Origin of the sequence: Prevotella denticola (assembly GCF_900454835.1) — a bacterium.
In the GTDB taxonomy this organism is placed as follows: Bacteria; Bacteroidota; Bacteroidia; order Bacteroidales; family Bacteroidaceae; genus Prevotella; species Prevotella denticola.
The window spans coordinates 1,411,745-1,433,211 of the sequence record NZ_UGTM01000001.1; the positions used below are offsets into that span (position 1 = coordinate 1,411,745).

At 48.6% G+C, this 21,467-nt stretch carries 29 protein-coding genes and 2 tRNA genes; 10 read left to right on the top strand and 21 right to left on the bottom strand.

What is annotated here, in order from left to right; genetic code table 11:
* The first annotated feature begins 6 nt into the window (after positions 1–6).
* Positions 7–951 (top strand): PorV/PorQ family protein, encoded by a 945-nt coding sequence (locus DYH27_RS05925; RefSeq protein ID WP_025068311.1) that lies wholly within the window; start codon positions 7–9, stop codon positions 949–951.
* A 368-nt stretch (positions 952–1,319) separates the two neighbouring features.
* Here the strand turns inward: DYH27_RS05925 and DYH27_RS05930 are convergent.
* The 13 genes from DYH27_RS05930 to DYH27_RS05990 form a co-directional block, all read right to left on the bottom strand.
* Positions 1,320–1,393, bottom strand: a tRNA-Asp gene (locus DYH27_RS05930).
* Between the two features lie 24 nt (positions 1,394–1,417).
* A tRNA-Asp gene (locus DYH27_RS05935) sits at positions 1,418–1,491 on the bottom strand.
* A gap of 89 nt (positions 1,492–1,580) precedes the next feature.
* Positions 1,581–2,099, bottom strand: a complete 519-nt coding sequence (locus DYH27_RS05940) for a GNAT family N-acetyltransferase (protein ID WP_004352774.1) — start codon at positions 2,097–2,099, stop codon at positions 1,581–1,583.
* On the bottom strand, positions 2,100–3,305 hold the full coding sequence (locus DYH27_RS05945; protein ID WP_025068310.1) for a glycosyltransferase family 2 protein: 1,206 nt from the start codon (positions 3,303–3,305) through the stop codon (positions 2,100–2,102). It abuts the gene before it with no gap.
* Positions 3,302–3,760, bottom strand: coding sequence for a hypothetical protein (locus DYH27_RS05950; RefSeq protein WP_013671051.1), 459 nt, complete (start codon positions 3,758–3,760; stop codon positions 3,302–3,304). The genes DYH27_RS05945 and DYH27_RS05950 overlap by 4 nt, the downstream gene beginning before the upstream one ends.
* An 8-nt stretch (positions 3,761–3,768) precedes the next feature.
* The gene (gene recR, locus DYH27_RS05955; protein ID WP_013671050.1) at positions 3,769–4,377 is read right to left on the bottom strand and encodes a recombination mediator RecR; all 609 of its coding nucleotides are present in this window, start codon (positions 4,375–4,377) and stop codon (positions 3,769–3,771) included.
* A gap of 53 nt (positions 4,378–4,430) precedes the next feature.
* Positions 4,431–4,925 (bottom strand): outer membrane beta-barrel protein, encoded by a 495-nt coding sequence (locus DYH27_RS05960; protein WP_025068309.1) that lies wholly within the window; start codon positions 4,923–4,925, stop codon positions 4,431–4,433.
* A 257-nt stretch (positions 4,926–5,182) separates the two neighbouring features.
* Complete coding sequence (locus DYH27_RS05965) at positions 5,183–5,692, bottom strand: Lrp/AsnC family transcriptional regulator (RefSeq protein WP_013671049.1); 510 nt, start codon at positions 5,690–5,692, stop codon at positions 5,183–5,185.
* A 141-nt stretch (positions 5,693–5,833) separates the two neighbouring features.
* Positions 5,834–6,310: an ExbD/TolR family protein gene (locus tag DYH27_RS05970; RefSeq protein WP_025068308.1), complete on the bottom strand. Its 477-nt coding sequence runs from the start codon at positions 6,308–6,310 to the stop codon at positions 5,834–5,836.
* A complete protein-coding gene (locus tag DYH27_RS05975) occupies positions 6,307–6,852 on the bottom strand; it encodes an ExbD/TolR family protein (protein WP_025068307.1) in 546 nt (181 codons plus the stop codon). The genes DYH27_RS05970 and DYH27_RS05975 overlap by 4 nt, the downstream gene beginning before the upstream one ends.
* Positions 6,849–7,361 carry a hypothetical protein gene (locus DYH27_RS05980; protein WP_013671046.1) on the bottom strand — a complete coding sequence of 171 codons (513 nt, stop codon included), beginning with the start codon at positions 7,359–7,361 and terminating at the stop codon, positions 6,849–6,851. The genes DYH27_RS05975 and DYH27_RS05980 overlap by 4 nt, the downstream gene beginning before the upstream one ends.
* A 44-nt stretch (positions 7,362–7,405) precedes the next feature.
* Entirely contained in the window at positions 7,406–8,224 is an 819-nt protein-coding gene (locus tag DYH27_RS05985) for a MotA/TolQ/ExbB proton channel family protein (RefSeq protein ID WP_004352816.1), read from the bottom strand.
* 182 nt (positions 8,225–8,406) lie between these two features.
* Complete coding sequence (locus DYH27_RS05990; protein WP_004352762.1) at positions 8,407–8,880, bottom strand: Lrp/AsnC family transcriptional regulator; 474 nt, start codon at positions 8,878–8,880, stop codon at positions 8,407–8,409.
* 157 nt (positions 8,881–9,037) lie between these two features.
* Between DYH27_RS05990 and DYH27_RS05995 the strand changes: the two genes are divergently transcribed.
* The gene (locus DYH27_RS05995; protein ID WP_025068306.1) at positions 9,038–10,159 is read left to right on the top strand and encodes a 5-methyltetrahydropteroyltriglutamate--homocysteine S-methyltransferase; all 1,122 of its coding nucleotides are present in this window, start codon (positions 9,038–9,040) and stop codon (positions 10,157–10,159) included.
* A gap of 211 nt (positions 10,160–10,370) precedes the next feature.
* Here the strand turns inward: DYH27_RS05995 and DYH27_RS06000 are convergent, their stop codons facing one another.
* Complete coding sequence (locus DYH27_RS06000; RefSeq protein ID WP_025068305.1) at positions 10,371–11,219, bottom strand: COG1361 family protein; 849 nt, start codon at positions 11,217–11,219, stop codon at positions 10,371–10,373.
* A gap of 17 nt (positions 11,220–11,236) precedes the next feature.
* On the opposite strand from DYH27_RS06000, the gene DYH27_RS13385 reads away from it, so the two are divergent.
* The 8 genes from DYH27_RS13385 (at position 11,237) to DYH27_RS13555 (ending at position 17,629) form a co-directional block, all read left to right on the top strand.
* Complete coding sequence (locus DYH27_RS13385; RefSeq protein ID WP_025068304.1) at positions 11,237–11,434, top strand: hypothetical protein; 198 nt, start codon at positions 11,237–11,239, stop codon at positions 11,432–11,434.
* A gap of 125 nt (positions 11,435–11,559) precedes the next feature.
* On the top strand, positions 11,560–11,784 hold the full coding sequence (locus tag DYH27_RS06010) for a helix-turn-helix transcriptional regulator (RefSeq protein WP_013671043.1): 225 nt from the start codon (positions 11,560–11,562) through the stop codon (positions 11,782–11,784).
* A complete protein-coding gene (locus DYH27_RS06015) occupies positions 11,781–11,927 on the top strand; it encodes a DNA adenine methylase (RefSeq protein ID WP_115338002.1) in 147 nt (48 codons plus the stop codon). The genes DYH27_RS06010 and DYH27_RS06015 overlap by 4 nt, the downstream gene beginning before the upstream one ends.
* An 8-nt stretch (positions 11,928–11,935) precedes the next feature.
* The gene (locus DYH27_RS06020) at positions 11,936–12,916 is read left to right on the top strand and encodes an IS982 family transposase (RefSeq protein ID WP_036876464.1); all 981 of its coding nucleotides are present in this window, start codon (positions 11,936–11,938) and stop codon (positions 12,914–12,916) included.
* 25 nt (positions 12,917–12,941) lie between these two features.
* A complete protein-coding gene (locus DYH27_RS06025) occupies positions 12,942–13,673 on the top strand; it encodes a DNA adenine methylase (RefSeq protein ID WP_029216581.1) in 732 nt (243 codons plus the stop codon).
* A complete protein-coding gene (locus DYH27_RS06030) occupies positions 13,674–15,425 on the top strand; it encodes an McrB family protein (protein WP_029216582.1) in 1,752 nt (583 codons plus the stop codon).
* A 10-nt stretch (positions 15,426–15,435) separates the two neighbouring features.
* Positions 15,436–16,512 (top strand): DUF2357 domain-containing protein, encoded by a 1,077-nt coding sequence (locus tag DYH27_RS13550; RefSeq protein WP_244595149.1) that lies wholly within the window; start codon positions 15,436–15,438, stop codon positions 16,510–16,512.
* A 13-nt stretch (positions 16,513–16,525) separates the two neighbouring features.
* Positions 16,526–17,629, top strand: coding sequence for a nuclease domain-containing protein (locus tag DYH27_RS13555; protein ID WP_244595150.1), 1,104 nt, complete (start codon positions 16,526–16,528; stop codon positions 17,627–17,629).
* A gap of 381 nt (positions 17,630–18,010) precedes the next feature.
* Here the strand turns inward: DYH27_RS13555 and rplQ are convergent, their stop codons facing one another.
* From rplQ to infA, 7 genes are all read right to left on the bottom strand, one after another.
* A complete protein-coding gene (rplQ, locus tag DYH27_RS06045; RefSeq protein ID WP_013671039.1) occupies positions 18,011–18,520 on the bottom strand; it encodes a 50S ribosomal protein L17 in 510 nt (169 codons plus the stop codon).
* A 50-nt stretch (positions 18,521–18,570) separates the two neighbouring features.
* Entirely contained in the window at positions 18,571–19,569 is a 999-nt protein-coding gene (locus tag DYH27_RS06050; RefSeq protein WP_004383889.1) for a DNA-directed RNA polymerase subunit alpha, read from the bottom strand.
* Between the two features lie 17 nt (positions 19,570–19,586).
* Positions 19,587–20,192 (bottom strand): 30S ribosomal protein S4, encoded by a 606-nt coding sequence (gene rpsD, locus DYH27_RS06055; protein ID WP_004352784.1) that lies wholly within the window; start codon positions 20,190–20,192, stop codon positions 19,587–19,589.
* Positions 20,193–20,229: 37 nt separating this feature from the next.
* The gene (rpsK, locus tag DYH27_RS06060; protein WP_004352779.1) at positions 20,230–20,619 is read right to left on the bottom strand and encodes a 30S ribosomal protein S11; all 390 of its coding nucleotides are present in this window, start codon (positions 20,617–20,619) and stop codon (positions 20,230–20,232) included.
* Between the two features lie 20 nt (positions 20,620–20,639).
* Complete coding sequence (rpsM, locus tag DYH27_RS06065; protein WP_025067926.1) at positions 20,640–21,020, bottom strand: 30S ribosomal protein S13; 381 nt, start codon at positions 21,018–21,020, stop codon at positions 20,640–20,642.
* Between the two features lie 97 nt (positions 21,021–21,117).
* Positions 21,118–21,234, bottom strand: coding sequence for a 50S ribosomal protein L36 (rpmJ, locus tag DYH27_RS06070; protein WP_004352823.1), 117 nt, complete (start codon positions 21,232–21,234; stop codon positions 21,118–21,120).
* Positions 21,235–21,247: 13 nt separating this feature from the next.
* Positions 21,248–21,466: a translation initiation factor IF-1 gene (gene infA, locus DYH27_RS06075; RefSeq protein ID WP_004352768.1), complete on the bottom strand. Its 219-nt coding sequence runs from the start codon at positions 21,464–21,466 to the stop codon at positions 21,248–21,250.
* Position 21,467 lies beyond the last annotated feature (1 nt).

Genomic DNA, 21,467 nt, shown 5'->3' on the forward strand with positions numbered 1-21,467 from the left:
CACACAATGAACAAGATCACAACGGCACTCCTCATCCTGGGCACAGGACTTGCGATGAGAGCCACGGCACAAAGCCGCATACTTCCCCTACTGGAAGGGACAACCGACGCACGCACTGCCGCCATGGGTGGTACAATGCTTGGCAACACCGACCAGATGCACATCTATACCAACCCGGCCGGCCTTACTTTCGGCGAAAGGAAATTCTCCGCCGACGCTTCGATTGAAGCACAGCCCAAGACGGATGACGGCCGGCTGACACAGTACAACCTGTCTGCCGGATACCAGTTCAAGAACCGTTCCGCACTGATGGGCGGCGTACGTTACCTGGGCGGACTGACCGTCCCTGTAACGGGAACGCACGGAGAGGCCGGAAGTATTTCACCTTATAATATAGCATTAGACCTGGGCTACTCCTTTTCCGTGACTCCTGAAATAGCCGTATACGCTACGACCACTTATGCCCGGGACCATGCAGCCACCCATGCTGACGCATGGGCATTCTCCGTAGGTGCAGGCTATCAGAAAGCTTTCAGTCTCTCCCCTGCCCTGCCTACCCGCCTTACCTTCGGTGCGCGGCTGATGGATTTCGGCAAGTCGGTAAAGTTCGACGACACCGGTATCCCGCAGAGCCTGCCGACCTCTGTCGTACTGGGCGGTGACTGGAAGGCGGACATAGCCCGGCAGCACGCAGTTACCTATGCGCTGTCGTACCGTTATTTTACGCCGAAGGAAGCCCACGAAACCTTACTCTGCACCGGTCTGGAATACACTTACAGGCAAATGGTCTCTGCACGCATTGGCTACCGCCATGCCGACAAGGGGTCTGATGCCCTGACCTTCGGTGCAGGAGGAGAGCTGGCCGGTATCAGACTTGACGTGGCCTACCACCACGCCTTCGCCAGCTACGGCATGAACACCTTTACGGTAGGCCTCGGCTATGCGTTCTAAAAACAGCAGCCTCCGGATTTTTTCCTTCACCTGAAAGGAAGAACGTGAAGACACATCTGCCTTGCGAAGTATCGCTCTGGAAACAGAGAGGATGAGCCGGAAAAAGGTGCGTCAAAATATGCCGGAAATAACGTGGTGCTTACTTGCGTTCCAAGTAAGGCTTATTCGGGCTGCAAGTAAGGCCTACTTGCACGCCAGGTAACGCCTGTTTGGCCTGCAATTAAGCACCTTTTCCCGACCCGTCTATATCCTCCTGATTACAAGTACGTTACAACCACCCAGGAAACAACATTCCCGAGTGATGCCGCCTGAAAGGAACAGACACGGAAAGACACAAAAAAGCCCTGACAAATAAGCCAGGGCTTTTGCGGTGTGTACGAGATTCGAACTCGTGACCTCCTGCGTGACAGGCAGGCATTCTAACCAACTGAACTAACACACCCTGCATTACAGAAAAAGAGGCCTGCGGTGTGTACGAGATTCGAACTCGTGACCTCCTGCGTGACAGGCAGGCATTCTAACCAACTGAACTAACACACCAGATAACTGGATGGAGAAAGCCCCTTTTCTGTTTTGCGAGTGCAAAGGTAACAATAAAAATCCGTACTGCCAAGAAATCAATACGCTTTTTAAACAAAAAATTGCATGACCCTTGCGTCCTGATAACCGCCGTCACAGTACAGCCACGACTTCAGAATACTGTCGCCGGTGAACCCCAGCGAGGCAAGGCAACGCTGTGATTTCTCGTTCCTTACACCGACGACAGCATAGACCTGTTTAAGGTGCAGCACATCATGTGCATAAGTCATCAGACTTGAAATGGCCGCCTGTGCATAGCCTCTCCGCCGGTACTGCTGCATGATGACGATGCCCAGTTCCGCCCGCTGATGCTTGGGATCGAAATTGACAAGGTCGATCACGCCCACCACCTCATGCGAACAGTTTTCAATCATCATGCGGATCTGTCCGTCGATATAGATATCGTTTTTCGCATCGGCAATATAATTGTGGAGGGCATACCGGCTATAAGGAACATTCGTCGAGGCAATGTTCCACAGACTGCGGTCGTTTTCTATCTGATAGAGCACATCGAGGTCTTCAGGCTCCATGGCTCTCAGCGTAACGGATACTTCATGTTCCTTCTCCATTCATTGTCCTCCTATTATCTCATTCATGGTTATAATGCAGTTTTCGCATACATGATAGAATCCTATGTGAATATTAGACTGCGGCTGCCGGGCGAAAGCCTCAAGAATACTCTGATAACTGTACTGCGCGGTGTCGTAAACTACACAGAACTCCCCGCCCTGCCCCACCAGGCTCTCAAGCAGGGTGGAATGAACAGACGGCAGGCCTTCGTCTCCTGCCACATAACTCATTGCCGAAAGCGCATTGTCGGCAGCCAGCTGCTCACAACACCGCACCATCTCCTCTCCACCCACGAATATATAATGTGGACAGGAAACGGCGACAGGACTTCTGAACCCCATCTTCTTCCGGACAGTGCCCACCGTCATTCCCACCAGAGATCCGATGGCCTTCGCATAGATAGCCGCCTTGATGGGCAGACGCCAGAGTACATTCATTCCGCCATAATGCTTGCGGAAGAAGATGAGCATGGCCTCATAGAAAACGTGGACATAACGGAAGCTGGACTTCTGCGTACTCTCGCCTTTATAATGCAGGATGTGAACAGGCAGGTACCAGTTTTCGCAGCCGCCTTTCAGCAGTCGGTAACTCAGGTCGACATCCTCACCATACATGAAGAAATCCTCGTCGAGCAGTCCGACACGTTCCAGAGCCGACCGGCGCAGAAAGCAGTAAGCACCGCTGACCACCTCGATCCGCCCCGGTACATCCCACGGCAGACTGCCCATGTAATAATGGGCGAACCTGTCATGCTGTGGAAACCGCCGACAGAGTCCTGTCATCTTGTAGAAGGCCACAGATGGAGAAGGCAGGCCACGACGGCTCTCCGGAGCTCTTCGTCCACGGTCGTCAATCATCTCGACACCATGCGCACCTGCCGCAGGATGACTGTCCATGAAAGCGATGGACGACTGAATGACCGTTTCGCCCACGACCGTGTCAGGATTCAGCAACAGCACATATTCGCCCTTGCACTGGCGGAGGGCAATGTTGTTACCGCGTGCGAAACCCAGGTTATGCGCACTGGCGATGACATGGACAGCAGGGAAACGGCTGCGGAGATATGCCACAGATCCGTCATGAGAATGGTTGTCAACCACAAACACTTCGGCCTCCACGCCTTTCAAAGCACGGAACAGACTTTGCAGACACTGCCCAAGATAATACTTGACATTGTAGTTTACGATGACAACACTCAACTTCATTTGTCCTCTTCCTCCGGATTATCCAAATGACATTCGTGCATACAGCGTTTCCTGCCGGGATAGATGAAGAAGAGACTCAGGGCCAGAATGACGGCAAGATAAAAGAACCCGGCAAGGTCGCCAAAGGCATAGTAAAAGAATAGATTGAGTACCATGGGCACACAGATCAGCATCATCCGCACGCTGCCCCAGAAGAGCAGACGGCGCGAAACCTGCTGTCCGCCGTTCCGCAGGTCTCTCCTGACGGGTCCTGTTCTGAACAGGAAGAGTGCCAGAGGGATGACGGAAAGGGTCAGGAACTGCATCAGAAACTGCAGGGTCACCACTGTCCCGCTGTCCGCACCGGCCCATCCGCCGGGCAGAAGCAATCCGGTTTCAAACATGGCGACAAGCAGCACTGTCAGCAGACAGGAGCCGGCAAGTTCCGAAAGAAGTATTTTCCTTGTTCTGTCCATCACTGCAATCAGCTTTCAAAAGGCGTACGGTTCAGAATGCTTCTGCCCAGCGTCACCTCGTCCGTATACTCGAGTTCATCGCCGACGGATATGCCCCGTGCGATGACCGATAGTTTCACGTTCTTTCCCTTCAGCTTCCGCGAGAGATAGAAGTTGGTGGTATCACCCTCCATCGTGCTGGCAAGGGCAAGAATCACCTCCTTCACGCCTCCCTCGTCCACACGTTTCACGAGCGAATCAATCTCGAGGTCGTGCGGTCCGACACCGTCCATCGGCGAGATGATGCCGCCCAGCACGTGGTACAGTCCGTGGAACTGCTGGGTATTCTCAATGGCCATCACGTCCTGTATGTTCTCCACCACGCAGACCAGCGAAGCATCCCGCCTCGGGTCGGAACAGATGGAACAGACATCAGAGTCCGAGATGTTATGACACACCTTGCAGTATTTCACATCGTGTTTCACCCGTACAACGGCTTCGGCAAAGCCATCCACCTCATCGGCCGGCTGACGGAGCAGATGAAGAACAAGGCGCAGGGCGGTCTTCCGTCCCACGCCCGGCAATTGGGAGAAGGCCTCAACGGCACGTTCCAGGAGCTGGGAAGGATATTGCTGCATTGCGATTATTCAAGCCTCTACACACACGTCGTTCCGCTGACATCCCTCTCTTGTCAGTCGTCAAAAAGATAAATACCAATCCCCACCTTAAGGCCTACCGTCGAGTAGTCCGACTTCTTGAACGACTGGTCGTAATAGATGGCCGGTTCGATGGTGACTGAACGGTTGAGGAAGAAGGCATAACCCACCTCGAGACCCGGCATCATATCATTGTAGCTATGATTGGCATGGAGAAACTTCACGCCTGCACCCAGATAGAGTCCGTTCTGCGTGATGTAGTACCGGCCGGCGGCACCGACGGTGATGTGATCGGCAACGGCCTTAGACCCATTGTGTACTGCATCGACAGAAGCAAGTACCATGACGTTATCCCAAGGGAAGTATCCGGCCTTTCCCTCAATGCCGATATTGAATCCATCCTGACTGTTGTAGTGCAGGTCAAGTCCTGTAAGGGAAGCTCCCAGATACCCCTTACCTTCCTGAAACTGTGCTGATGCACAGAGGCTTACTATCATTGCTGCAACAAGCAGCATACTTCTTCTGAACATAATAACTTATGAAAAAATGAATACTAAGGATTGACAAACAGTACCCTAAGGTTTATGCCAATATGTTAAGACAAAGGTAAGGATAATATTTTGATTGAAGAAAAATATGGCATCCTTTGTAATTTATTAAGAAATGAACAGATACAGAAAACTCCCCCTCTGATGCTTTCAGGGAGGGAGTTATGGGGGACGGCGGCAAGCGGCAGACAAACGACCGCCATTGCCAGCCCGTGCAGATTCCCACTGACTGACAGAGACTATTCCTCGTCTTCGTCCTCGTCGTCAGGCACATGATCGGCCACCTTCATGCCGTCAATAGGCAATGCGCGGTCGATGACAGCGTTGTAAGAGATGGAACTCTCACTGCGCGACAGCCCGAGCGGCATCAGCTTGTCGTGGATAATCGCCATCAGGTGATGGTTGTTGTAGGCATACATCTTCAGGAAGAGGTCGTACTCGCCTGTCGTGTAATGACATTCGACAACTTCCGGAATTTGCCGCAAAGCCTCTACCACATCATCGAATTTCTCCGGGTTTCTAAGATTCAAGCCGATGAAAGCACAGGTCTCATAACCAATGCGTTCCGGGTCAATGATAAACTGCGAGCCTTTCAGGACTCCAAGGTTTGTAAGTTTCTGAATACGCTGATGAATTGCTGCGCCGCTGACGTTGCACGCACGTGCAACCTCAAGGAACGGGATGCGGGCATCCTCGGCAATGAGGCGCAGAATCTTCTTGTCAAGATGATCTAAACTTCTATGTGCCATTCTATACAATTGTAATATTGTCTACAAAGGTACGAAAATACTTTTAATCAACCAAAGGGAGACCGCTTTTTTACAACAAATTACAACCCGATTCCAACATTTTAATCACTTTTCAATTACCCGCCACCAGCAGACAGATGGTCATTCAGCTTTTCTCTGTCTGTCCATGACAGCTGTAAAGTTGACATCCAGCACATTAGCCTCCCTCAATGCCTGCTTGAGATCCATGATGGTTCCCATGTCTACATGGCGGTCGGCCTTTATGCTAACGCTGAGCCGGCGGCGTTGTTCCGGCGGAAGTGCGGCGGAGAGATGGACAAGATAGTTCCTAATCTCAGGAATCGTCGTGATCCTGTCGTTGAGCTGGACGACCATTTCCTTTCCGTCCACCTTCCCGATCCGGTTGACCGGGCGGCCGATGTAAATGTACTGCACGCTCGACTTATTGTACAGACGGGACAGTTCCGTGGCCGAAGGTACCTGGTACTTCACGTGTACCGTCGTCTTCCGCATATGTACGACCAGCATGAAGAAGAAGAGGATAGAGAAGATCAGGTCGGGAAGGGAGGCCGTGTTCAACGCCGGTATTTCGTGTTTCCTGCTGCGATAGAGTCTCATCTTCCACCTCCTTTCACCGTCTTCTCCAAACCGCCGACAGCATATACCTCCGTAATACGGATGGGCACTTCGGAGGCCACCTGGTCCTGCTGTTCACGGCTGCACTGGTCGAACATCTTGCCGAACAGGCCAGACGAACGGCGGTTGCGCACGGCGTTATAGGCAGCCACCAGCTGGTCCTGCACATGGAGGTAGGTGTCGTAAGAGGCCTTACGGTCGGTCTGCAGCTGAATGAGATGCCCTTTTCCGTTGGCTTCTACGAACTGCACCGCACGCTGCCGTATTTCCTTCATCGTCACGGTCTTGCCGTCAAGCGTCACCCTGTTGCCGCCATCGATGACAAGGCGGATGACCCTTCTGCTGTCCACGGCTGCAGGAGTCTTCTTCGTCCTGTCGATAGCCGGAAGCCGGCGAGCCAGCCCCCGGTCGAGATCCATGGAGGATGCAACCAGGAAGAGTATCAGCAGCATGAACGAGATGTCAGCTGTCGAAGTCGTATTCAGCCCCGGGACGCTGCGTTTCTCCTTTCGTCGGAACATCATCTGTGCTCCTTTCTGTAATAACGCGTAGCCCCGAAAGCGACGACTCCCGCCGCCAGAACAAGCAGAAGCAGCGAACTGTTGACGAACATATCCGACATACGGAGCCAGAAGGCATCCGAGAACATCTGTCCGTTGACGCTCATCGCCTGCGTAGAACCGAAGACAAAAGTCAGGACAAGAATCAGAAACGTTACACCATAGGTAATCCAGGCAATCTTCCGGGAGGGAATGCCGTTCGTCAGTCCTTCACGGCTGTTCGCTCTCCGCACGCCATACACGACAGCCACGACCGACGCAAGGACGGCCAAGCCGAGCAGAATACCCATGAAGCCGAGCAGGACATCGGTCAGCAGCGGAGCCTTGAAAGACGGGTCGGCGGCATACGGTAAGTCGAACCCGACGAGATAGAACGCCAGAAAGACAACAGCAGAAAGAGCTACTGTCACATAGAGAACACGCTGCGATATGCGTTCCTCATCCATCTTTGCCAACCCTTTTATCTTTTTCATCTTGCACCTCCAATTAATACAATGCCGTCCATCCGGCAACTCGTCTACTTGTCAACTCGTCCAACTGTCAGCTTATACTTCATGATCGCATCCAGCAGCGAGATGGCCGACTCCTCCATCTGTGCCGTAATATGCTCGATCTTCGAGAGAATATAATTGTAGAACACCTGCAGGACAAGGGCCACGATGATACCGAAAATGGTCGTTATCAGTGCCACCTTCATGCCGGCCGCCACGATCGTAGGGCTGATGTCGCCGGCCTCCTGTATCTGGTCGAACGCCATCACCATGCCGATGACCGTCCCCAGAAAACCGAGCGACGGAGCCATGGCGATGAAGAGCGTAATCCACGAGCAGCCTTTCTCGAGGTTGGCACTCTGCACACTGCCGTAGGAGGTAACGCTCCGTTCGATGTTCTCGATGGAGTCATCGATGCGCAACAGGCCCTGGTAACAGATGGATGCCACCGGACCGCGCGTGTCACGGCTCAGCGTCTTGGCCTGTTCGATGTCGCCGGCCGCTATCATATCCTCCAGTCTGCCCACGAACCGTTTGGCATCGATCTCCGACAGACTCAGATAGATGATGCGCTCAATGCAGAACGCCAGCCCCAGCACCAGCGCCAGTGCCACAAGCGACATGAAGCCCGCATTGCCCTCGATGAACTTCCGCTTCAGCGACTGGTGGAAGCCGGCATCCTTTGCCGAAGGCTTCTGCACGGCAGCCGTGTCCGCCACGCCTGTGGCATCCAGTGCCGCATCCGACAGTGTATCGGCAGCAGCGGCAGGCTGGGCCTGCAGAACTGTCGAGCAAGAGAAAGTGAGAATGGTTATGATTGCTGACAGCGCAATTATTTTCCTCATAATTTCAAACCCCTTGGGGTCTCCTTGGTTTATATACCGGCATCATTACCTTTTTACAATGAAAGGCACGACAGCCTTTTCTGGCGGGGCAGGACCTGCCCCGATTATCTGCGCAAAGGTATATAAAAATGTAATAACCGCCAAGTCTTTGTGCTTTAAAAGATTTTAAAGACCCGTGGCTGCTACGGAACCGGCACTCCACGGGTGTTCTTGGTCTCGTCGATGACGAAGATACTGTGCAGGCTTCCGATACAGTCGATCTTGCCCAGGGTGTTGAGCATGAACTGCTGGTAGCTCTTCATATCCTGTGCATACACCTTGATGAGGAAGTCGTAATCGCCGCTGGTGTTATAGCACTCCGTAATCTCGTCAATGCCCTGCACCACGTCCATGAATTCCTGGATAAGTGCCTGAGTATGCTGCTTCAGCCGGATATTGCACAGCACGAGGATACCGTTCCCCACCTTGTGGGCATCGACGACGGCCATGTAACGCACAATGTAACCCTCACGCTCCAGCCGCTTCTGCCGCTCGAAGACCGGAGACGGCGAGAGGTGGACACGTGCAGCCAGCTCCTTCACCGTCAGATGGGAGTCCTGCTGCAGGATTTTCAGAATCCGGCGGTCTGTCTCATCTAGACTGGTTGTATGCTCCATTTCTTCCACTTTTTGCAGAATAATATTCTGTCAGATTGAACAAAACACAGCAAAGGTAGCATATTTTCCTGAATCATGCAGGATATTTTGAGGATAATTATCTTTTGCATAACTTTGCACCCACAATCCGTCAGGAACAAACAAGAAAACAAAAGATATGAGCAACATTCCATCCAACGCACCTTACCGTGCCGACATCGTGGGCAGTTTCCTCCGCCCGGCAGAACTGAAGGAGGCAAGAAAACAGTTTACAGAAGGAAAGATAGACCGCCGGCAGCTGAAAGCCGTGGAAGACCGCCTGATTACCGACCTGATTGCCAAACAGAAGGCGCACGGCCTGAAAGTGATCACCGACGGCGAGTTCCGGAGAAGCTACTGGCATCTGGACTTCATGTGGGGATTCAACGGCATCGAGGAGATAGAACTCGAACACGGCTATCAGTTCCACGGCGAGGAGACGACACCGGGCTCTATCCGCCTGACAGGACGCATCAGCGGAGAGAACCACCCCTTCGTCGAGCACTTCAGGTTCGTCAAACAGTTCGAAGAGGAGGGTATCACCGCACGCCAGACAATCCCCGCACCGGCGCAGCTGCTCGCCGAGCTTTACCGGGGCGACAACACGAAGAACACGGAGGCGGTGTACCCGGACTTCGACCTGCTCCTGCACGACATCGCCGAGGCTTACCGGCAGGTAATAGCCGACCTCTACGCTGCAGGCTGCCGCAACATACAGTTCGACGACTGTACATGGGGAATGATCGTCGACAAGGATTACTGGAAGGCGCGCGAGGGCGACCACGCCACCCTGGAGAACGAGGCGGAGAAATACCTGAAGATAAACAACCTCGCACTCGAAGGCAGACCGGCCGACATCGCTTTCACCACCCACATCTGCCGGGGCAACTACCATTCCACCTACGCCTGCCGGGGGGCTTACGACCCGGTGGCACCGTTCGTCTTCGCACAGGAGAATGTCGATGCGTTCTATCTGGAATACGACGACGAACGTTCCGGAGGTTTCGAACCGCTGGAATACGTGCCTGCCGACAAGAAAGTCGTACTGGGACTGATTACGACCAAACGGCCGGAGCTGGAGGACGAAGCGCAGGTCAAGGCACGCATTGCAGATGCCGAACTGTATGTCGCCCACGACAACCTCTGCCTCAGTCCGCAGTGCGGCTTCGCTTCCTGCGAAATCGGCAACAAACTGACCGAGGAGGAACAATGGGCGAAGATCGACCTCGTGCAGAAGATCGCCGCCGACGTGTGGAAATAAAGATGCCTGTGGAAACACATTGAGGGCGTGCCCGACAGTCTGCCGGGTACGCCCTCATTCCGTTCATACGCCGTTCCGGTTGTCCGCCATCAGAACCGCACAGAAAAACTTAGTCGGAAATCCCGACACATCTCAAGGCTGGCTTTAAACAGCCGCCGTCACACAACCCTGTCAGCCAACTTGTCAACTCGTCGACTGTCAACTCGTCCACTCACTTCCCCGTTCTTATATTGAATTCCGTCACCTTGCTGATACTCTTCTGTCCTTGCAGGACCGTCACGGCGAATGCGACCCTCCCGGTCTTCAGTTTCTTGTCAGCCTTCACAAGTGCCGTGTAGCGGATGCCCTTGCCGGGGGCGATGCTCTCCACATGAATGGAAGGACTGATGTAGATGTGCGGATTGCCTGTCGTCTCCAGCACCGAGGGCTGAACATCATAGACAGGCTTCTCCCCGCGGTTCATCACCTCGAAGATGATCTTTCCGACCTCATTGCGCGAGAGCACACCGTCCTGGTTGTCATCCACAAAGCGGGCATTCAGGATCTCGATGTTAGGCGTATAGCGGTAACTTCCGGCCAGCTCCTCCACACTCGACTCCGCCGGAGCCTTTGTCTTGGACTGGGCGGCACTGTAATCGCCTGTATAGTCACTCCCCTGGAAGTCGTAGAGGCGGTCGTCGCCGGAGTTCATCGCATCAAATCCGCTGCTGTCACGCCTGCCGGACAGGGCGTAGTCGTCCGTCTGGCTGTAATCATCCCACCCAGTATGGCTCCGCTGCATACGGGCCTTGCGCTGCTGCACTTTCTCATAGCGGTCGTGTACCTCATCCTGCGTACGCTGGTCGGCCTTTGCTCCTGCCGAAGCACCGATAATGGCACCGCCCGCCATGCCAACAATCGTCCCTATATCCGAACCGCGTGCGCCGCCCGCAATACCACCGATGGCACTACCCAGCACGCTGCCCAGCGATCCGCCGGTCATCGCTCCCGAGCCGGCATACGTCCCGCAGCTGCTCAGCAGGACAGCTGCCGAAATCGGTAGAATAAACAATTTCTTCATAACTTACAAATTACTTTATGTTTACAAAGGTAGTCATATACTCCCATATCCGCAAAGCCATTTCCCTACCAGACGAGGGGGAAACCCTAAAACTGCACTTCCCAACCGATCGGGAATACGATTCCCAACCGATAGGTACACCTGTTCCCAACGGCTGGGAACAGGAGTACCAGACACTGGTAAAAACGGACTTTTGTAGCAGTGCATCAGCCTGAAAACAAGAATCGCATATTTAACAATAGAAGATTATTCATTTTATTGCGAATATCCTATAAACTTCATCAAGACATTCTTTATATGGAGAAAAAAACGTATCTTTGCCAAGAGAAACGATTACTATATGGCAAGTAAAAATTTAAATAGGCTAAAAGTAGTTCTTGCAGAAAAGCGACGGACGAACAAATGGCTGGCTGAACAGTTAGGTAAAGACCAAACAACCGTATCTAAATGGTGTACCAATTCAAGTCAGCCCGATTTAGGCAATCTGATGCAGATTGCAAAAATATTAGATGTAGAACTGACTGACTTGGTAAGGTTCGAAGAATTTAAGAAAGGCAACGTATGAAACCAATTATTAAATATCGTGGAGGAAAAAGTAAGGAAATAAAGAATTTCTTACAGTTTATTCCTCATGATTACGATAAATATGTCGAACCTTTTGCGGGTGGTGCTGCCCTATATTTACCCGTTGGCGGAATTAAAATGTAGCTATAATGATATACAAAAAGTTGCACATATCGTTGATTTTTAGTAACTTAGTGAAGTCAAAACCATTAAGTACAAATCCTCGTATGTGCAACTTATACACAAAATTCGTCAAAATCCTTGAGATATGCAAGCAATTCTCTCACAACCTTGTCAATGAGCAGGGAAATATACCCCGTCGTGGTCCCATGCCAAAATTTTCAGATTTGGAGGTCGTTGCCTTGTCCTTGACAGCGGAATCAGAGAGCATTGATAGTGAAAAATGGCTTTTTGATTATAAGCTTCAGGAGTACAAAGACAAAATACCTAACCTCATATCTCGCAGGCAATTCAACGACCGTAGAAAGAATACCGCAGGATTATGCGAAGACATACGAAAGAGAATCGCTGCCCAAATGGACGGTGGGGAAACTCAATTCTTCGTAGATTCCAAGCCGATAGCCGTATGCAGGGTTGCCAGAGGGAAGCGTTGCAAGATGGGGCGAATGGGAGATTTCTCACAAGCACCGGATTTCGGCTTCTGTGCATCTCAAAATATGTATTACTTTGGCTATAAACTCAATGCACTCTGTGGGTTAAGTGGGGTGATACACTCCTATGACTTGTCAAAGGCCAGCGTGCATGACCTCAATTATATGAAAGATGTCAAGCTGGTCTATCATGACTGTAACATCTATGGCGACAAGGGATATATAGGGGCTGATGTTCAACTCGATCTTTTCCAAACGGCTCACATTAGATTGGAATGTCCATATAGGCTGAACCAAAAGAATTGGAAACCAAAATTAATCCCTTTTGCCAAAGCCAGAAAAAGGATTGAAACTCTCTTCTCACAACTCACAGATCAATTTTTGGTTATCAGGAATTATGCGAAAATAACAAATGGTCTGTTTGCCCGAATAATCGGGAAAATTAGTGCGCTGACCATATTACAATATGTCAACTTTATTAATAACAAACCCATCGGAAGAATTAAATACGCACTAAATTAATTCCGCCAACGGGTTATATTTTTATTTGGAGCCACAGCAGGCATTGATTAATGACATAAACACAAGACTCACAGATTTCTACTTGACGGTTCAAAATAACTATGAACAGTTAAAGAAAGAATTGGACAGCTTGGAAAGCATTTATCATTCCAATCAAATAGAATATGAAATACAGAAAAAATCTGAGGTTATGCAAGGATATGTCGAAAATAAGAATGAAGTTTTGTATTACTTACTCAGAGATATGTATAATGGAAAGATTGAAAAAAAATATTTAGAAGCAACATTGTATTACTTTATAAATAAAACATCATATTCGGGAATGTTGAGATTCAATTCTAAAGGTGAATTTAATGTTCCTTTTGGTCGATATAAAAATTTCAATACCAAAATGGTATCGGAAGAGCATAGTGCATTATTGAGAAGAACAGAAATTACACAAATGGATTACTCTAAAGTATTTGAGAGATGTTCTACCACAGATTTCGTTTTTCTGGATCCTCCATATGATTGTGTGTTTACTGATTATGGAAATGTTGGCGGGAATGACTTTTTGGAACAGAACCAAGTAAAATTGGCTGAAGATTTCCGAAATTTGTCTGCAAAGTCTTTGATGATAATAGGAAAGACTGAACTCACAAAAAAATTGTATGAACCATATATTGAAGCAGAATACTCTAAGAAGTATGCGGTAAATATTAGAAATCGCTTCAAAGCGGAAAGTATGCATTTAATTATAACTAATTATAATATATAAATGGACTCTATAACTCGCATAAAGGAATATATTAAGAAGAATTTCTCCAGTTGGATAAAAGTTGACTATTCTGAATTTGATGAAAAAATCGATTTCAGAAAAGATTGGAGTGAACTTTACAAAATAAATGATGAAGAGATTATACTAATATCATATACTAATATTAGTATAACAGGGACAGACCGTCCTAAACCACAGCTAAGAGTGTTTTTAGACGAATATAAAAAGCCATTTTATTTTGCAAAGAAACACCAGTTTCGTTACTATTTGTTTTCTATATTTACCAAGGAAGATGAAATGGCAAGGGGACTAAACAATTTCAATCCCAAGGAGTATATTATTTCGATTGAAACAAATCTTGATAAAGAAGGCTCTCGAAGAGATTTAAGAAGTATTTATGATTATGCGAATGACAAACTTAAAGGAAGAAAATTTCTAAAATGTTCTCGTTCAAACTATAAAGCAGATATAAATCAGGCTTCATTCATCTATATTGGTTCACAAGACCATCCGGAAAAAGATATTTTCGAGAATTTTGTGAATATGTTTGACTCAAGACCTTATTTGAATTCTATAAATGAATGGCCTGATGATATTAAACATGCAGAAACTTTAGAAAATGTGGTAAATATTTACCGCCCCTACATCACCGCCATCAAGTCCAAGCCATTCCTTTTGCTTGCAGGAATCTCCGGCACTGGCAAAAGCCGAATAGTACGAGAGTTGGCAAGGGCTTGTTGGGACGAAGGAACGGACGAATACAAGGCGCAAAAGCCCAAGAACTTCCAAATGGTACAGGTGAAGCCCAATTGGCATGACTCAAGCGATTTGATTGGTTATGTGAGCCGTGTCAGCGGCAAGGCAGAGTTTGTGGCAGGAGAGTTCTTGAAATTCATCGCCAAAGCATGGGAAAACACTGAAACTCCATACTTCCTGTGCCTGGACGAGATGAACCTTGCCCCTGTAGAGCAGTATTTTGCCGAATATCTGAGCGTGATAGAATCACGCAAGAGTCATGAGGATGGCACTGTAACAACAGACCCTATAGTTGAAAAGGCTAACGAAGAATGGTATTTTAATCTGACTGCCTCGCTGACATCAGACGAGGATATTCGCAAGCAATTCAACGAGCAAGGCATTTGCATTCCTCAAAACCTCATAGTCGTAGGCACGGTGAATATGGACGAGACAACATTCTCTTTCTCTCGCAAGGTGCTTGACCGCGCCATGACCATTGAAATGAACGAGGTAGATTTGCACGGAGGTCTGACCGAGCGCAATGAGCCAATAGGCAAACTCGACAAGGCAGAACTTATAGGCTATGCCGTTGATGGTGTGGATGTATATGCAGCCAACAAGGAGGTCTGTGAGACTGTGCTGACTTATCTTGATGCGGTTAATTCTGTATTGGAAGGTACACCCTTCAAGATTGCCTATCGTACACGCAATGAGTTCTTGCTTTATGTGGTGAACAACTTACCGTACAAGAAGGGAGAAAACGATGAGGAATTTCCACAAGGGTATGTCGTGGCCCGTGCTTTGGACGAGATTACCAGCATGAAAGTACTGTCACGCATTGAGGGTGACGATACAAAGGTCAGCGACAAGCTCCTTGACAGCCTAACCGAGACCATTGAAGAAGGATTGAGAGAAGTGTCGGGAGATGAGAATACCGTAAAGTCCATATCATTGGCAAAGCTGAAGGAAATGAAAGACAAACTTGTTTCGGGTTATACAAGTTTTTGGAGCTGAAAAGGTATAGATGGAACTATTGACAGTTGAGCATAAGGATTTCACGATGATTGTCGAATGTACGAAATTCGACGGCATTTGGAACAAGGCCAAGGGTAACGTGGGCGAGGACAAACTCTACTCCACTTACTCTTGGTCGGAAGGTGTAGTGTCGGTGAAACGGACAATGGATGCCGACCATGAGACAGACATCGAACAAGGCGTTTCAGCCCCAGCCACATTCTTCGACAACATGGACTATCCCATTTGGATAGAATTCAATGACTATGTGAATGACGCCCAGTTTGGTTCCATCCTGCAAAACGACAATGACCGATTTAGCTTTCGTCGTCACATCTTGGCTGGGGTTGTCAACTACAAAAACGAGATTGGGCGGAGCGAGATACAGATTATATATAAGGTAGGCAAAGAGATAAGGACATTCCGTTTCGGCTTTGAAGTTCTGAGCACAAAGCTCGATTATCATGAACATTGGCGTGTCATCGTGGAGGATATTGAGCGAGAATACCGCATGTTGTCATTGGACTATATGAGGCGCACGTTTCATGGTTTTTCTCCCGACCAAAATGGAGAGCATCCCGACATCGTCTGGTGGAGCGTGTTTGAGGGGGAGCAACAGAAATTCATAAAAGCTTGCAAAAGCATCATAGACCGCCCTCGCCACAGACTTCATGGTGAGGAAGTATATCTGAGAGCTGACAAGCTGAAACAAACTCCACATAACATTGAGAACAGGCTGGCAGAAAACCGCCGAGAACCAGCATATCTCTATCGTGTGGAGCAACAGATACAGTCGAACGACACGCAAGAGAACCGCTTTCTGAAGTTTGCCCTTCATCAGATAAGCAAGCGGTATGAGAAACTGCGTCAACGCATTGAGGCCATAAGGACTGCATCCGACACGATGAAAGCAACCATGCTTGCGACCTCGGAAACATTGAAGCGACTGCAACATCATCCGTTCTTCCGGACTATAGGACGGTTTAAGGGAATGAGCCAAGAGAGTATGGTGCTGCAAAAGGCGACGGGCTATAGCCTGGTGTACCGCACATGGAACTTGCTAAGAAGAAGCCTACTCCCTGAATGACGGTCTGTATCGCTTGCAGACAAAGGATATAGCCACGCTGTATGAGATATGGTGTTTCATAGAAGTAAGCCATATCGTCAAAGAGCAGCTGCACCTGGGAGATGAAGATGTGGAGCACCGCAACCGCATGGAGATGAACGGTATTTTCTCATGGGAACTTGGAAAAGGTGAACACTCACGCATATTGTTCCGCAAGGATGGCATAGAGTTGGCTGAGCTGGTCTATAATCCTAAGAATGCCGATAAAGAAAACGACAATGTGGGCATGAAAAATCTGGTAGTGCCGACCGTGCCACAGAAACCAGACATTGTGTTGCAGCTTACCAAGAACGACTTGCAGCAAGGCATGAAAATGACCTATCTCTTTGATGCGAAGTATCGCATTGATGGCAGGGACAATGGTGTGGATACACCACCAGAGGATGCCATCAATCAAATGCACCGCTATCGTGATGCCATATACTACAAGGATTATGATGCCAATGCCTTGAAGAAAGAGGTCATAGGCGGTTATATTCTCTTCCCTGGTGACGGCGATCCGGATGGCGTGGCTGTATCGAAGTTCTACAAGACCATCAAGGAAGTGAACATTGGTGCTTTTCCTCTTCGCCCTAAGGATGTGGAGAACAGAAAACTCTTGGAAAATTTCATTGAAGAACTCATCCAAGCCAAGTCCTATGAGACCATTGCCCATGTCATACCGCAAAAGGGTACGTATGTGGAAGTTGGCAACCGTGTGCTTATAGGGTTAGTGAAAGAGGACAATATACAATATCAGGCGTTCGCTGACGGAACGGCGACCTTGTATTATACAGGAAAACAGTTCCCGACAACCATCGCCTTGCAAGACCTACATTTCTTCATGCCTTACATCAAAGGGCAAGGAGTGCGTGATGTGTATGAGATTACCAAGGTGCGGACTATTACAAGTAAAGAAGCAAAGCAAACAGACGAGGACGATGCCGATAGCAAAGCTCTCCGCTTGGCTTTTGAGCTTAAGTATGTCCGCAAACAATATGCGAACCTTCAGCCAATAGATACAACAAGAATGATTGGTTACACGTTTGTTGATACGACTTTTGAAAAGTTGGAGGAATGTATGGCAACAAACAAGTAAGTTCGCAGTAATTTTCTTATTTTGAAATAAAAAGGAAATACCTTCTAAAGAGGAACTGTTACGGCTATTAGACGGTCAACCCATCAACGCAGCAGCTATCCGCAGCATCTCACCTATACCCTCATACGTGAAGAGCTGGCACGGCTATACAGAACATCTGTACAAGAAGCCACCGACATCATCGGCAAGCAACTTGACTGTGCCCCGCAAGAGGACATCTCCGGCTATATCTTCATGGTACCCAAGCGGGCGCACAAACGGTTCCGCCACAATGGGTATGTGTCAAGAATACTGAGGTAGAAACATCGTCAACCAAATCAAAAAAACTCCCGATACCTTAAGTACCGGGAGTTTTTATTATAGAGATAATATCTATTCGGATTATTCAGCCTTTGCCTCTTCAGCTGCATTCTCCTTAGTTTCAGAAGCCTCTGCAACTGGTGCTTCTGCAACAGGAGCGTCAGCTTTCTTTGCAGAGCGACGGCTACGACGGGTCTTCTTGGCTTCGGCCTTTGGAGCCTTGGCCATATTCTCGTCATAGTCGACCAGCTCGATGAATGCAATCTGAGCAGCGTCACCCTGACGGGTACCAAGTTTGATGACACGCGTGTAACCGCCTGGACGGTCAGCTACCTTTACTGAAATCTCCTTGAAGAGTTCAGTAACAGCCTCCTTGTTCTGAAGATAACGGAATACAACACGACGTGAATTAGTCGTATCATTCTTGGAACGTGTAATCAGCGGCTCTACATACTTCTTCAGAGCCTTTGCCTTGGCGAGGGTCGTAGTGATTCTTTTGTGCTGGATCAGCGCAACTGCAAGGTTTGCAAGCAGTGCTGCGCGGTGGTCAGCAGTACGACCCAGATGGTTGAATTTCTTATTATGTCTCATTTTGTTTTTTACCTGTTGTGGACAAAGCCGTCAACTCGTTAACTTGTCAACTACTCTTTATCCAATTTATACTTTGTAATGTCGGTTCCAAACGATAGATTCAGACTCTCGAGCAAATCATCAAGCTCAGAAAGCGATTTCTTGCCGAAGTTGCGGAACTTCAGGAGATCCGTCTTGTTGTACTGTACGAGGTCGCCCAGCGTCTCCACGTCAGCAGCCTTGAGGCAGTTGAGCGCACGGACACTCAGGTTGAGACTGGCATCGGTCAGCTTCGTCTTCAGAAGCTGGCGCATATGCAACACCTCCTCATCAAACTCCTGGTTGCCCTCCTGATCCGGATTCTCAAGAGTAATCTTCTCATCAGAGAACAACATGAAGTGATAAATAAGGATCTTTGCAGCCTCTTTCAGCGCATCCTTCGGGTGAATGGAACCATCAGTCGTAACTTCAACAACCAGTTTGTCATAGTCGGTCTTTTGCTCAACACGATATGGTTCAACGGCATATTTTACGTTACGGATTGGGGTGTAGATGGAATCGATTGGAAGTACGTTTACATCAGTGCAGAACTCACGGTTTTCCTCAGCAGGGACATAGCCACGCCCCTTGTTGATGGTCAGATCAATCTGCATAGAAGCCTTGGAGTCTAAATGACAAATCACCAAATCAGGGTTTAACACTTCAAATCCAGTCAGGTACTTACCGATATCACCTGCTTTGAATTCGGTGGAATTCTCTACGGTGATACTAACTTTCTCATTCTCGAATTCTTCTACTACTTGCTTGAATCGAACTTGCTTGAGATTCAAGATGATGTTGGTAACATCTTCCTTCACACCGGGAACTGAAGAGAACTCGTGCTCTACACCAGCGATACGGATGGTGTTGATAGCAAAACCCTCCAGCGATGAAAGGAGAATGCGGCGAAGAGCGTTGCCGATGGTAACACCGAAGCCAGGCTCAAGCGGACGGAATTCGAACTTGCCGAAATGGTCATTGGCCTCCAGCATCACTACTTTATCAGGTTTTTGAAATGCTAATATCGCCATTAATTTAATGAATTTTATTATTTAGAGTACAACTCAACGATTAACTGCTCCTTAATGTTCTCAGGAATGTCAGCACGGTCGGGACGATGAAGGAACTTACCGCACTTGGCATTTTCATCCCACTCAAGCCATGGATACTTGCTGTGGTTGAAGCCAGCCAAAGCTGCCTCTATGACTTCAAGCGACTTAGCCTTCTCACGGACACCGACAACATCACCTGCTTTTACCTGATAAGAAGCAATACCTACGACATTACCGTTAACAACAATGTGTTTGTGGCTGACGAGCTGGCGGGCTGCCGCACGGGTAGGTGCAATACCGAGACGGAACACTACGTTGTCCAAACGGCTCTCAAGACTCTGGAGGAGAACCTCACCTGTAATACCGTCTGCCTTGGCAGCCTTGTCGAACAGGTTGCGGAACTGACGCTCCAAAACGCCATAAGTGTACTTCGCTTTCTGCTTCTCCGCAAGCTGAGCACCATACTCAGACACCTTACGGCGGCGGTTGTTGCCATGCTGCCCCGGAGGGAAGTTCTTTTTAGCTAATACCTTATCTGCGCCGAATATCGGCTCACCGAAGCGGCGTGCGATTCGTGATTTTGGACCTATGTATCTTGCCATAATTAATATGAATTCTTTTATTAGTTATAAGATGTGATTATACACGACGACGCTTTGGAGGGCGGCAGCCGTTGTGCGGCAACGGAGTAACGTCAACGATTTCTGTTACCTGAATGCCTGCTGCGTTCACCGCACGGATAGCACTCTCACGACCGTTACCCGGACCTTTGACAAATGCCTTTACCTTGCGAAGACCGAGGTCGTAAGCGACCTTAGAACAATCCTCTGCTGCCATCTGTGCAGCATAAGGCGTGTTCTTCTTAGATCCGCGGAATCCCATCTTACCAGCTGAAGACCAAGAGATGACCTGACCCTCGTTGTTAGCCAAAGATACAATAATATTATTGAATGAGCTGTGCACATGAAGCTGTCCCAGCGCATCAACCCTTACATTTCTCTTTTTAGATGTTGCTGATTTTTTTGCCATAATTAATTTCCTCCTTAGAATTACTTAGTAGCCTTCTTCTTATTAGCAACAGTCTTCTTCTTTCCCTTACGGGTACGAGCATTGTTCTTAGTACTCTGACCGCGAACAGGAAGACCATTACGATGTCTTACACCACGATAGCAACCTATATCCATGAGGCGCTTGATGTTCATCTGGATCTCTGAACGGAGATCACCTTCTACCTTGAATTCAGCACCGATAATTTCACGGATCTTGGCTGCCTGGTCGTCAGACCACTCGCTGACCTTCAGGTCACGGTTGATACCAGCCTTGTCCAATATCTTTGCTGAACTACTTCGACCGATACCATAGATATAGGTCAATGCGATTTCGCCACGCTTGTTCTGGGGCAAATCTACTCCAACAATTCTTATTGCCATTGTTTGATAATTGATTAAATAAATGTCTTTTTTCGCCAAAAAGCATACAAAGGTAAGCATTAATTGCGAGACAGCTTATCCTTTTCGCTTTTTTAACTTAGCCCTGACGCATTTTGAACTTAGGGTTCTTCTTGTTGATAACGAACAGACGTCCTTTGCGACGAACAATCTTGCAGTCGGCTGTACGCTTCTTTAATGATGCTCTTGTCTTCATATCTCTATGTTGTTTATTTATATCTGAAAACGATTCGACCTTTTGTCAAGTCATAAGGACTCATCTCGACCTTCACTTTGTCACCAGGAAGAATCTTAATGTAGTGCATTCTCATTTTTCCGGAAATGTGAGCGGTGATATCAACACCATTCTCCAGCTCCACGCGGAACATCGCATTTGACAGTGCCTCAAGGATTGTTCCGTCCTGCTCTATTGCAGTTTGCTTTGCCATA